Annotated in this window: 13 protein-coding genes and 1 pseudogene; 5 read left to right on the top strand and 9 right to left on the bottom strand. The window is 37.1% G+C overall.

Annotated elements, in window-relative coordinates:
• Positions 1 to 34: 34 nt before the first annotated feature.
• From hisIE to HMPREF2937_RS03285, 9 genes are read right to left on the bottom strand one after another with little or no spacing between them, the layout of a single operon-like run.
• The gene (gene hisIE, locus HMPREF2937_RS03245) at positions 35 to 664 is read right to left on the bottom strand and encodes a bifunctional phosphoribosyl-AMP cyclohydrolase/phosphoribosyl-ATP diphosphatase HisIE (RefSeq protein ID WP_057510971.1); all 630 of its coding nucleotides are present in this window, start codon (positions 662 to 664) and stop codon (positions 35 to 37) included.
• Complete coding sequence (hisF, locus tag HMPREF2937_RS03250; RefSeq protein WP_070848499.1) at positions 655 to 1,419, bottom strand: imidazole glycerol phosphate synthase subunit HisF; 765 nt, start codon at positions 1,417 to 1,419, stop codon at positions 655 to 657. Before hisF ends, hisIE begins: the two co-directional genes overlap by 10 nt.
• Positions 1,416 to 2,120, bottom strand: coding sequence for a 1-(5-phosphoribosyl)-5-((5-phosphoribosylamino)methylideneamino)imidazole-4-carboxamide isomerase (hisA, locus tag HMPREF2937_RS03255; protein ID WP_002480425.1), 705 nt, complete (start codon positions 2,118 to 2,120; stop codon positions 1,416 to 1,418). The genes hisF and hisA overlap by 4 nt, the downstream gene beginning before the upstream one ends.
• Complete coding sequence (gene hisH, locus HMPREF2937_RS03260) at positions 2,113 to 2,694, bottom strand: imidazole glycerol phosphate synthase subunit HisH (RefSeq protein ID WP_002480426.1); 582 nt, start codon at positions 2,692 to 2,694, stop codon at positions 2,113 to 2,115. The genes hisA and hisH overlap by 8 nt, the downstream gene beginning before the upstream one ends.
• Positions 2,691 to 3,272, bottom strand: a complete 582-nt coding sequence (gene hisB / locus HMPREF2937_RS03265) for an imidazoleglycerol-phosphate dehydratase HisB (RefSeq protein ID WP_070864020.1) — start codon at positions 3,270 to 3,272, stop codon at positions 2,691 to 2,693. Before hisB ends, hisH begins: the two co-directional genes overlap by 4 nt.
• Complete coding sequence (locus tag HMPREF2937_RS03270; RefSeq protein WP_070848500.1) at positions 3,259 to 4,254, bottom strand: pyridoxal phosphate-dependent aminotransferase; 996 nt, start codon at positions 4,252 to 4,254, stop codon at positions 3,259 to 3,261. Before HMPREF2937_RS03270 ends, hisB begins: the two co-directional genes overlap by 14 nt.
• The gene (hisD, locus tag HMPREF2937_RS03275; RefSeq protein WP_023015828.1) at positions 4,255 to 5,508 is read right to left on the bottom strand and encodes a histidinol dehydrogenase; all 1,254 of its coding nucleotides are present in this window, start codon (positions 5,506 to 5,508) and stop codon (positions 4,255 to 4,257) included.
• Positions 5,501 to 6,115: an ATP phosphoribosyltransferase gene (gene hisG, locus HMPREF2937_RS03280; protein ID WP_002480430.1), complete on the bottom strand. Its 615-nt coding sequence runs from the start codon at positions 6,113 to 6,115 to the stop codon at positions 5,501 to 5,503. The genes hisD and hisG overlap by 8 nt, the downstream gene beginning before the upstream one ends.
• A 12-nt stretch (positions 6,116 to 6,127) precedes the next feature.
• Positions 6,128 to 6,958 (bottom strand): ATP phosphoribosyltransferase regulatory subunit, encoded by an 831-nt coding sequence (locus HMPREF2937_RS03285; RefSeq protein WP_023015829.1) that lies wholly within the window; start codon positions 6,956 to 6,958, stop codon positions 6,128 to 6,130.
• 393 nt (positions 6,959 to 7,351) lie between these two features.
• Here HMPREF2937_RS03285 and HMPREF2937_RS13965 point away from each other — a divergent pair.
• The 5 genes and pseudogenes from HMPREF2937_RS13965 to HMPREF2937_RS03310 all read left to right on the top strand — a co-directional run.
• Positions 7,352 to 7,477, top strand: a pseudogene (locus HMPREF2937_RS13965) (lactococcin 972 family bacteriocin); the annotation flags it as partial.
• A gap of 431 nt (positions 7,478 to 7,908) precedes the next feature.
• Positions 7,909 to 8,496, top strand: coding sequence for an MptD family putative ECF transporter S component (locus HMPREF2937_RS03295; RefSeq protein WP_070848502.1), 588 nt, complete (start codon positions 7,909 to 7,911; stop codon positions 8,494 to 8,496).
• Positions 8,493 to 9,188: an energy-coupling factor transporter transmembrane component T gene (locus tag HMPREF2937_RS03300; RefSeq protein ID WP_070864021.1), complete on the top strand. Its 696-nt coding sequence runs from the start codon at positions 8,493 to 8,495 to the stop codon at positions 9,186 to 9,188. The genes HMPREF2937_RS03295 and HMPREF2937_RS03300 overlap by 4 nt, the downstream gene beginning before the upstream one ends.
• Positions 9,189 to 9,201: 13 nt before the next feature.
• Positions 9,202 to 10,662, top strand: coding sequence for an ABC transporter ATP-binding protein (locus HMPREF2937_RS03305; protein ID WP_070864022.1), 1,461 nt, complete (start codon positions 9,202 to 9,204; stop codon positions 10,660 to 10,662).
• 167 nt (positions 10,663 to 10,829) lie between these two features.
• Positions 10,830 to 11,691, top strand: an 862-nt coding sequence (locus HMPREF2937_RS03310) for a YSIRK-type signal peptide-containing protein (RefSeq protein WP_180364612.1), incomplete at its 3' end; no start/stop codon positions are given.

Below are 11,691 nucleotides of genomic sequence, written 5' to 3' on the forward strand. Positions count from 1 at the left end.
CGCATGCTTTTTATATGCTTATTTAAAACAATTTTTACCAGTCTTGAACAGATTTACGTTCACCTTTGAAATTACCGCTTTTTTGATGTCTGCTTTGTAGAACTTGTTTCACATCATCTACAGTTACACCACAAGCGTGGAGTAACACAAAGAGGTGATATAAGACGTCAGCTGTCTCATTAGCTAATTCTTTTTGGTCATTCTTCATAGCAGCAATCACAACTTCAAATGCTTCTTCACCGAATTTCTTCGTGATTTTCTCAATACCTTCATTCAATAAGTAATGTGTATATGATTTGTCATCATCGCTGTTTGCGCGTGATTGCACAATGTCTTCTAAACTATCGATAAAGAAAGGTGTTTCTGTATTGAAACAACTCGTTGAACCTGTATGACAAGTTGGACCATCTGGATTGACGAAGACTAATATTGTATCTTGATCACAATCTAATTTAAGATCAACGACATGTTGGTAGTTGTGAGAAGACTCGCCTTTTTTCCATAGGCGTTCTTTGCTTCGAGAATAAAACCAACACACTTTATCTTCTAAAGTTTTTTGATATGCTTCTTCATTCATATATCCCAGCATTAACACTTGTTTAGTTTGATAGTGTTGTAAGATTGCGGGTACTAATCCTTTTGAAAAGTCTGGTGTTATTGCCATCTGACTTCAACTCCTTCTTCTTTTAGAAATGCTTTCACAGCGCCGACGGTTGTTTCTTTATCATGGAAAATGCTGGCAGCGAGGCCGGCTGAAACATCAGTTTCCTTAAATAAATCCGCAAAGTGTTGCGCATTGCCGCCACCGCCTGAAGCGATAATCGGAATAGATACACGGTCATTGATTAATGATAATAAGCGGTGATCAAAACCTTGTTTGACACCATCGTAATCCATACTAGTCACAAGCAATTCACCAGCACCTAATGCTTCGACTTCTTTAACCCAGTCTAAAGTGCGTTTATCTGTGCGTTGCTTACCGCCATGTGTATAACAGAACCAATCTTGTTTATCTTCTTCCCATTTCGCATCAATTGCGACGCAAATACATTGCGTACCGAATTTCTGACTTGCCTCCGCAATTAATTCTGGATTTCTTAATGCGCTAGAGTTTAATGAAACTTTATCTGCACCATGTTTTAACAAGATAGAGATATCTTCAACAGAATTGATACCGCCGCCGATGGTTAGTGGGATAAACAGTTTAGAAGCAGTCTCTTCGATAATATCTAACATCATTTGATGACCACTTTCAGTACGTGAAATATCTAAGAAAACAAGTTCGTCTGCAAGTTCTTGGTTATAGTACGCTGCCATTTCTACAGGGTCTCCGATATCACGCAATCCTTTAAACTTCACACCTTTGACGACACGACCGTCTTTGACATCAAGACAAGGGATGATACGCTTTTTTATCATTCTAATCCCTCCCAAAAGGCTTCAGTATTCGCAGCTTTGCCGACGATGGCCGCATGTACACCATCCGCTTCTAAACGCTTCAAATCATCAGAACTGCGGATTCCGCCAGATGCGACGACGGGTAGGGCAGTCGCTTGCGCAAGTTGTTTCGTTAATTCGAAGTTCGGTCCTTCTAATTTACCGTCTTTCGAAATATCTGTATAAATCAAGCCGCCAAGCGGTAAGTGTTCAATGGTCTTAACGAATTCAAATAAGTTCAATCCTGTTTCTTCTAACCATCCGTTAACTTTGATTTCGTCGACATAAGCGTCTACAGATAGGTAAATACGATTTGGAAACTGTTCAGCAGCTGTTTTAAGCCATGCGGTATCTTGAATACCTTTCGTTCCGACAATTACATAAGCGACACCTTTATTGAAATAATCTTCAATCGTTTCAGTAGAACGGATACCGCCGCCAACTTCAATCGGCAAATCTGTTAAACCAACAAGTTGTTCAATATAATCCGCTTCAACAGGTTGTTTAGTTTTCGCAGCGATTAAATCGATGACATGGATACGTTTCACACATTTATAACGACTATAGAATTGAACGGCTTCTTCTGCAGTTCTCGCCATCGCTTCTTTCGTTTCATAGTCACCTTCAGTTAAACGCACACTTTGTGAATCGATTAAATCAATTGCTGGCCATACTTCAATCATGAATAAAACCGCCTTTCAATGCTTGGTCTAAAATAGCTAATCCGAAATCACCGCTTTTTTCTGGATGAAATTGGATACCGATTTTATTATCTTTTTGGACAATGGCGGTAATCGGCAGACCATATTCCGCTGTCGCAATAATCGGTGCAGGTGTTTGAACGTAATAAGAGTGAATAAAGTAAACGTCTTTATCTAAAAGAGGGTGTTTACTTTCTAAATTATTCCAACCTAAGTGCGGTACAGGGTATGGCGTATCAATCGGCACGACACGACCAGGAATCATACCTAAACCCTCTACATCGCCTTCATCACTGTGTTCAAACATCAACTGCATACCTAAACAAATGCCGATCATCGGTTTCTTGTCTTGAAGCTCAATCAGTAACTTATCTAGGCCAGAAGCTTTGAGTGCTGTCATCGCATCTTTAAAATGACCGACACCTGGTAAGATAATATGCGAGCTTTCTTTAATTGTGTCAAAATCGCTTGTCAGTTGTGCATCGTAGCCTAAGTGATTGACCGCGCGTTCAACATTTTTGATATTTCCGACACCATAGTCTACAATCGCGATCATTCAATCACTCCTTTAGAGGAAGGCACACCTTGTGTATCGCTTTTTGAAAGTGCGATTTTTAAACTGCGCGCAAAGGCTTTAAAAATCGCTTCAATTTCATGATGCGTATTACCGCCGCGGATTAAATCAATGTGTGTTGTCAAGCGAGCATTAATCACAAGTGCTCTAAAGAATTCTTCGACAAGTTCTGTATCGAACGTACCGACTTTCTCTTTAGAGAATTCGGCATTAAATGATAAGAAAGGACGTCCACTGATATCTGTAACGACACGTGCTAACGTTTCATCCATTGGAATATAGAAAGTACCGTATCGTGTAAAAGATGTTTTATCACGAACAGCTTCTAATAATAATTGACCTAACACAATTCCGATATCTTCTGTTGTGTGATGATCATCAACATAGGTATCACCCTCAACTTTTAACTGAAGGGCAATACCGCTATGGAAGCTGAACAAAGTCAACATATGGTCTAAGAAGCCAACCCCTGTTGAAATCGATGTTTCTGATTGATTGGTGAAATCTAGCATTGCTTCTATAGAGGTCTCTTTAGTTGCGCGTGTTTTATGATAAGTCATTTTGTTCACTCCATTCCTTGATGATTTGTGAGAGTTGATCGAGTTCTTGATCTGTCGCAATAGAATAACGGACAGCTTCATTTAATTCAGGTTCATCATAAATACGTGGTTTAAAACCATGTTCCATCACGTATTCACCTAAACTGCGTGCTTTTGGTCCATATGTGAAGACAAAGTTTGCTTTAGATGGAATCACTTTTAAATCATTGCTGTGATACGGTTTGAAAATATCATTGAGTTTACGACATAAGTAACGTTGTTCTGCGATCAGATTCATAACGCGTTTAGTATCTTTAAATAATGTTTCCGCTAGTGTTAAAGATAAAGTGCTCATCGGATACGGGTGTGCGAAACGATTTAATAATTGAATCGTTTTTGGTGTTGAAATCACGACACCGATACGTAAGCCAGCTAACGCGAAGGCTTTACTTAATGTTTTCATGACAATGATATGATCTTCTAACGCTACTTCAATCGGTTCGCCAAATTCAATATAAGCTTCATCAATGACAAAGTAACCGCCAAGTGCTTTCATTTTGTCGCTGATAGCTTTCAAGAAATTGAAAGGATATTGTTCGCCTGTTGGGTTATGTGGCACGCTCATGATAAAGAAAGCAGGTTGAACGTCATCAATACGGTTTAAAATCGCTTCGAGTGAGAAGCGGAAATCTTGGTCGCATGAGACATATTCAATGTCACGCTCAGTTTGGCGCGCAAATTCGGTATACATAACAAAATCTGGGCTTAACGTAAGTACTGGGCCTTCTGGCAGAGCTAACATACATTTTTGAATCCATTCATCAGATCCGTTCGCAGCTAAAACTTGATTGGTATTTAAATTATAAAAATCCGCGTATGCTTTAAGAAAATCATTATATTGTGTTTCTGGGTAGACGCGAAAATCTGTATGATTAATGACTTCTGCAATTTCTGATTTAGAAAGTGCAGGAATCGGGCTTTCGTTTTTATCAATATAAATCAATTATGATTCCTCCTGTTCTACTCTGACTTTAACTGAGGCTTCATGTTGGTATAAGCCTTCTTCATGGGCGATTGTCATAGCGCCTTCTGCAAGGTTGTTGAAGGCATGTTGGTCATAACGGATTACAGAGTGACTTGTGAGGAAGTCATTGACTGTTAAACCGTTTGTGAAGCGGGATGTTTGGTTAGTAGGCAAGACGTGGCTTGGCCCTGCATTATAATCGCCTAAAGCTTCAGGTGCATAAGAACCTAAGAACATTGCGCCAGCATATTTGATTTTGTTGATGTAATAGTCAGGTTCTTTTGTTTGAATTGATAAATGTTCAGGTGCGACATAGTTTGCGATTTCTATATTATCTTCGATACTTTCAGTCAAAATAGGGTAGTGGAAGTCTCGTACACTTGGTTCGATAATCGCTTTTCTTGGGGCATTGTTGATAGCCTCTGGTAATAACGCTTCTACTTCTTCTAATAAAGATTGACTTGTAGATAATAAGAAAGTACGTGCACGCTCATCGTGTTCAGCTTGTGCTAAGATATCTTGAACAATAAATTCAGGACGAGATGTTTCATCTGCGATAATCATAATCTCACTTGGTCCAGCGATTTGATCAATACCGACATAGCCATAAAGTAATTGTTTCGCTAACGCAACAAACTGATTACCTGGTCCGACGATCTTATCAACTTTAGGTACAGTTTCCGTACCAAAGGCTAACGCCGCAATACTTTGTGCACCGCCGACTTGGAAAATACGATCGACACCCGCAATTTTACAAGCTGCTAGAATACTTGGTTTAATGCCTTCAGCTTGTGGAGGTGTCACTGCGATAATTTCTTTGACCCCTGCAACTTTAGCAAGTGTCGCAGTCATTAAAACAGTTGAAGGATAAGCGGCTTTACCGCCTGGAACATAAATACCGACACTTTCAAGCGGGTTATAAATTTCACTTGTGTATTCACCAATGACATCTTCATGTTTGATACGTTCTTGGAATGCTTTGATATTTTCAAAGCTTTGTGTCAAAGCTTCACGTAATTCTGGTGAGATTTGAGTCAAGCTGGCTTCAATATCCGCTTGAGGTACTTCTAATTGTGAAAGTTCGACACCGTCAAATTGTTTATTATAGTCAAATAAGGCTTTGTCTTGATTCTTTTTGACGTTTTGAATGATTGTGTTGACTTGGTCGATTAATGATTGTTCGATATCTGAAACGTTTTGGAAACGCGCATAAAATTCAGTTTTATTAAGCATGTATAGAAACCCCCAGTTGTGTAATGAATTGATTAATAGCGTCTGATTTACTGAAGAAAGCATGTTTGTTGGTAATTAATTTCGCATTTACATTACCAATTTGTTCACGTTCTTCTAATCCGTTAGATTTAAGTGTTGTACCTGTTTGGACGATATCCACGATAGCATCAACCATATTGACGACAGCTGCGAGTTCCACTGATCCAGATAAAGGAATGATGCTGACATCTTGACCGAGTTGGTTGAAATATTGGCGTGTAGTATTAACGTAAGTCGTCGCAACACGATTGATATCTGTCACACCAGGTTTGGCTGCTACAGAAAAGTGGCATTGACCGAATGGTAAATCGATATAGTTATTCACATTATGATTTGGCTTTTCACTTAAGATATCACTGCCGGTAATGCCTAAATCTGCGATACCTTCTTCAACATAAGTAGGGACATCTGTTCCTTTAACTAAAATGAATTTAATATCTTTTACGGTAATCTGCAGCTTACGTTCACGTTGATGTAAAGCTTCTGCCCATATAGGATTGTTGTTGCGTTCTAAAAATGCGATGAAGTCTTTGAGTAATCTCCCTTTGCTGAGGGCAATCGTTAACATAATTTGTTCCTCCTAATCTAATTGAATCCCAAAACCGAAACCATCGATTGTTCCACTGTAATGACCGCCTGACATTATCGGTTCAGACTGGCTATTTTCAAACAGCTGCATAAAACTGCCGATATAGTAAGTTTTCGGTGGCATTGTTGTTACATCTAAGTGAATCGTTTGGATGCCTGCACGTTTTAATTCTTCTGACCATCGTAATAAAGATAAGTATGTCGGATGATCGTTAGGAATAATATTTTGAATATAATCCAGTTGCAAATGAGTCGGTTGTTTCAATAAACCTAAAAGTTTATGACCTTTTGGCAACTGCTGATTAAGTTCAGAAAGGTTACGTTCATTAATCAATTGTAAGATTTTTGGTGTGCGTTCTTCTTCACTAAGCAACAACGATAACAGTTGATAATGACCAATCACCGCAAAATCTACCTCTCGTTTCATTTCCTTTTGAACAAATCCCAACATTAACTGAAAGCTCGTCAACATTTCTTGGTAAGTCGGATGAAATACTTCAATACCTAAGTTTGTGCTGATATGTTCATTGTTTGCGATAGGGCCTGCATATACGGCTTGTTTTAAATTTAAAGCATACGTTCTGACATAATGTTGAAGTTGATCTGTCCAGTCATTACGAAGCGCAAAGAAATTTTGACCATTTTTCCAAATACTGCGCGTTCCCATACTTTCTAAATCATCTTGCGTCAACTGTTGCCAATTCAAACGTTCAATAAAATGCAAATCTATCACTTCATACTGATGAGATTGGAAATATTTTAAAAAGCGGAGTTCCAAATCTTTTCGTTTAAGCACTTTATCTTGGTATTCGATGTATTCCATTTATAGTTCCTCACTTCCATCAACGCTTTCACTCTCTACCGAACTAAAGCGTATTGATTTAATGACGTAATCATAGCACGAAATCACAGTTAAATCAATAGAATATTCAGAATATGATAATTATTACGAAAAGACTCATTAATATAAGAATATTCAGAAAATTTATTGGCGTTAGTGGGTTTTTATTGTATATTATTTTTAATAGATAGAGAACGTTTTAAAAACGGTGTTTTCATGAAAAAGTATGTTGCTAGAACAATAATTATTGCCACTTTATTACTAGGAATGGGAACAACTACAATTGAAAATGCTTACGAATGGGTAGAAAGTGGAAAATGGAGTCATGGAATAGGATCAACATATGTTTGGTCATATTAAACACATAATAGTTATGGTCATGGTTCTACAGCAATCGGCAAATATCGTTCAGATAGTGGCTATACCACTGCTGGAAAACAAGCACGTGCATCTGCGGAAAAAGCTTGGTGGGGTAACCAAGCATATTATAGAGTGTATTAGAATATCATAAAAAAAGAGTGGGGGCTGGGACATAAATCCAGCCCCTTTTATATTTTAGATGTGAAGCTAATTTTGCAAAGCAAAAAAGTTAAAATATATAAATTAGCTAGTATACTAGGCTATGTGTACGAGGATAAATTTAAATCTAAACATAGTTTATATAGAGAAATTTTAATTGTAGTAGAAAATGAATAGTCTGATTGATAGGATAGAATGTGCTAGTTTAATGTGGATTTCTAAATGGATTTGAATAATTTAAAGCTCAGATAAGCAGTTATTTCTATTTTATTGTTTTATATACCTTTTACTAAAGAAAAGTAATTTTTGATTGAAATACGTAATTGAGAATCATTATCAATGGTGGTAAACTATGATTAAGTTATATTCACACGATAAATTTAACAACAGATTTTTAAGGAGGAGATACATGCATGCAACGTGAGAAATTAGAAGTTAAAGATTTAATTAACATCGGGCTCTTTACCGCAATATTCTTTGTGTTAATTACACCTGTAGGTATTGCTGGGATTGTGCCAGTGATTATGTTTTTCTTACCTGCATTATTTGCGGTTATTGGCAGTGTACCTATTATGTTGTTGGTAGCTAAAACACAAAAGTTCGGCGCTTTAAGTATCAGTGGTATTGTAGTGAGCTTAGTATTGTTTATTATGGGTCACCCAGGGCTCGCATTAATTACTGGTATTCCATTACCGATTCTAGCTGATTTAATTATGAAGATAGGCAACTATCGTCATTGGTTGTCATTAAGTATCGGTTATATTGTCTTTTCATTTTGGTCACTCGGCAGTTTGCTTCCATTTTACTTCGCAAGACAATCCTTTTTCGATTATCTAGAACAAAAAAGAGGACACGAATATACAGCATTACTAGATAAACTATTCACGCTACAAACATTACCAATCATTATAGTGACTTGTATGGTCGGTGCGGTTATCGGAATTGTCATCGCAAGAATTCTATTTAAAAAACATTTTGTACGTGCAGGTATGGTCTCATGATCAAAATGCAAATTGATCCAAGAATAAAATTGTTAAGTATGGTATTGATATCCTTTATCGCTTTAACAGGAACTACTACGGGTCATGCGGTTTATCCACGACTTGTAATTATTCTGATACCTACATTTTGTCTGCTTTATCTACATTATTATAAAGCTGGCTTATTATGCTTTTTTATTCTTTTTACTGGATGGTATATCGAAACATTCCAATTGAGAGATTACCATGCGGTTGTATATAGTTTGATATTTATAATAGCCAATTTGCTTACACGTTTTTTACCTGCTGCTTTAATGGGATTTGTCTTATTTAAAACAACGTCAGTTGAAATGTTCATTCGTGCATTAGAGAAAATGAAGTTTCCAAATGTGTTGACGATTCCTTTAGCAGTCATGTTTCGTTTTCTTCCTGTAGTCTATCAAGAATCGCAAAACATTAAACATGCGATGCGTATGCGGGGTATGACGACACTTCAAGCGTTTCTACATCCGATACGTTATACCGAAATGCGTATTGTACCGTTAATTAATCGAGTGGTCAAAATTTCAAATGAGTTGACAGCCGCTTCTTTAACAAGAGGACTTTCTGTAGACGCTGCACGTACGTTACTCATTGTATTTAAAATGACCGCAACCGACAAAACTATCGCAGGATTCTTAATTTTACTTGTTTTATTTTATTACGTTATATAAGAGGGAGGCTCAAATGATTCAATTTAACAATGTAACTTTCAGCTACAGTGCTTCAGATAAAAATGCATTAGAAGATTTTAATTTAACTATTCGTCCTGGCGAAGTGGTCTGTTTAACAGGATTATCAGGATGCGGAAAATCAACAGTACTAAGATTAATCAACGGGCTAATTCCTCAATTTTTCTCAGGTGAAATCGCAGGAGATATTGTCATCGCAGGACAAAACATGAAGGACTATGCTTTCAAAGATTTAAGTCACCAAATCGGCAGTATCTTTCAAAATCCTAGATCACAATTCTTCTGTACACATGTATTAAATGAACTTGCCTTTGAATTAGAAAATTACTATACAGACCCAGAAGAAATTCAATCACGAATTATTAGAGCAGTAGATCAATATCAAATTAATGATTTACTAGAAAGTAATGTCTTTGAATTGTCGGGTGGTCAACAACAAATGATTGCCTGTATCAGTATTGAAATCGCAGGACAAGCGCTTATTGTCATGGATGAACCTTCTTCAAATTTAGATTTCAAAGCCGTTCAAAAATTAGCGCGTATGATTCAATCTTGGAAGCAACAAGGGAAGACAATTGTCATTGCGGAACATCGTCTGCATTATTTATTAGATTTGGCAGATCGTTTTATCTTAATTGAATCAGGTCAGATTACTAAAGCGTGGAATCAAGATGATTTTCGTCAATTAGAACTAAAACAATTAAAAGCACATGGTTTACGAGCGACAGATTTAACACGACTACGACCAAAACGATCAGAACCTTCATCACACGATGTGATACCTATACAAAACTGGCAATATCGCTATCAGAAAAAAGAAACATTAGATTTAAATATTGAGCGATTTGATTTACATAAAGGTGCGAAAACAGCGATAGTCGGCCATAATGGGGCAGGGAAATCTACATTCGCGAAAGCATTAATGGGTACAGTTAAGTTAAATAGAGACGCAGTGATTATGAACGGCACACATAAAATACGTCAAAAACAGTGGAAGCACGATGTATATCAAGTCTTTCAAAATGTAGAGTCTCAACTTTTCGGTGAAACTGTAGAAGAAGAAATCAGATTCAGTCATCGTAATATGTCAGATGCTGATTTAGTACATGCGTTAGATATAATTGATTTAAAACAACATCGTGATAAACACCCCTTATCACTTTCAAACGGAGAAATGCAGCGTCTGGCGATTGCGAGTGCTAAAGAAAGCGGTAGACCTATTTTAGTATTTGATGAACCAACCAGTGGTTTAGATGGCAAACGTATGTCTGAATTTGCGACAGAATTACGACAATTAAAAGGCCAAGGGTATACAATTTTGGTCATTACACATGACTATGAATTGATTATAAACAGCGCAGATTATGTTGCGGAATTTCATGAAGGGAAGGTCAAACACCACTATCCACTTGATATGCGTAATGTCAAAGCGCTTCAAAACTTCTTCGAATTATAAATATTTAATAATAACGCAAATATAATAGTGTCATTTTAACTACTTTAAAAAACATAAATAATAGTAATGACATTGATTTAAGGGTGTGCTATACTCCCTTTATACATTGTTAATGAGAATGATTATCATTATTGGTGTAAAAATTAATGATTAGGAGCGTTATCAACGTGAGAAACAACAAAGAGAGAACAGTTATGAACCATGCCAACCAGAAAGCGTACCAATATTCAATTCGTAAATTTACTGTCGGAGCAGCTTCGATAGCTGTAGGTGCAGTAATCTTCTTAGGAGGAGGACAAGCACAAGCAGCTGAACAAGAAGCGCCCGTATCAAACGCAGCAGCACCGACTACTGTAACGGATAGCGGCACTTCGACGACACCAAACGCGACACCTGTTTCAGCGCCAAAAACAGTTGAGTCAAAAGAGAAAGAAGCAAATAAACCACAAGCAGCATCTACAGCACAATCTCAAACAGACTCAAAACCGACAATCGAGAAAGTTGAAACAACACCAGCACCAAAACAAGAAGCACCACAAACAGAAAAAGCAACAGCAGCACCAACAAATCAAGTCTCAGTACAAGCAGCAATTAAACAACCATCTTTACAAGATCCTCACGCAAACGAAGAGCGTTACCCAGTAGAGTTTAAAGTCGTTAAACCAAATACTGACGAAGAAGCATTCTTCCATGCATCAAATATTAAACAACCTGCTCAATTTATAAAAGGTGATAAAGCATCAACTGTTGAATTAACATTAGACATTCCAACAATTTGGGATAGATTTGATGTTTATCAAGAGAACCATAAACTAAATACACAGGTCACTGCTTACGATAAAGCAAAAAATACAGCTAAGTTACAATTCGCAGTTCCAAACAATACACAAAGTGTCATTGTGAAATCATCAACGAAATCATCATCAAGATTGGTTACTAGTCAAGAGTTTGAAGATGTTGAACTTAAATTCAACCAACCTATCAACGCAAGTGATTCTAAGCCATTAACACAAGATGAGTATAAGAAAA

The organism is Staphylococcus sp. HMSC061G12, assembly GCF_001838465.1.
Taxonomy (GTDB): Bacteria; Bacillota; Bacilli; order Staphylococcales; family Staphylococcaceae; genus Staphylococcus; species Staphylococcus simulans.

Bases quoted from the DNA above. Each gene is read 5' to 3' on its own strand.
- hisF (WP_070848499.1), bottom strand. From the start codon at position 1,419: ATGATAAAAAAGCGTATCATCCCTTGTCTTGATGTCAAAGACGGTCGT.
- hisH (WP_002480426.1), bottom strand. From the start codon at position 2,694: ATGATCGCGATTGTAGACTATGGTGTCGGAAATATCAAAAATGTTGAA.
- HMPREF2937_RS03300 (WP_070864021.1), top strand. From the start codon at position 8,493: ATGATCAAAATGCAAATTGATCCAAGAATAAAATTGTTAAGTATGGTA.
- hisB (WP_070864020.1), bottom strand. From the start codon at position 3,272: ATGACTTATCATAAAACACGCGCAACTAAAGAGACCTCTATAGAAGCA.
- hisA (WP_002480425.1), bottom strand. From the start codon at position 2,120: ATGATTGAAGTATGGCCAGCAATTGATTTAATCGATTCACAAAGTGTG.
- HMPREF2937_RS03305 (WP_070864022.1), top strand. From the start codon at position 9,202: ATGATTCAATTTAACAATGTAACTTTCAGCTACAGTGCTTCAGATAAA.
- HMPREF2937_RS03295 (WP_070848502.1), top strand. From the start codon at position 7,909: ATGCAACGTGAGAAATTAGAAGTTAAAGATTTAATTAACATCGGGCTC.
- hisIE (WP_057510971.1), bottom strand. From the start codon at position 664: ATGGCAATAACACCAGACTTTTCAAAAGGATTAGTACCCGCAATCTTA.
- HMPREF2937_RS03285 (WP_023015829.1), bottom strand. From the start codon at position 6,958: ATGGAATACATCGAATACCAAGATAAAGTGCTTAAACGAAAAGATTTG.
- hisG (WP_002480430.1), bottom strand. From the start codon at position 6,115: ATGTTAACGATTGCCCTCAGCAAAGGGAGATTACTCAAAGACTTCATC.
- hisD (WP_023015828.1), bottom strand. From the start codon at position 5,508: ATGCTTAATAAAACTGAATTTTATGCGCGTTTCCAAAACGTTTCAGAT.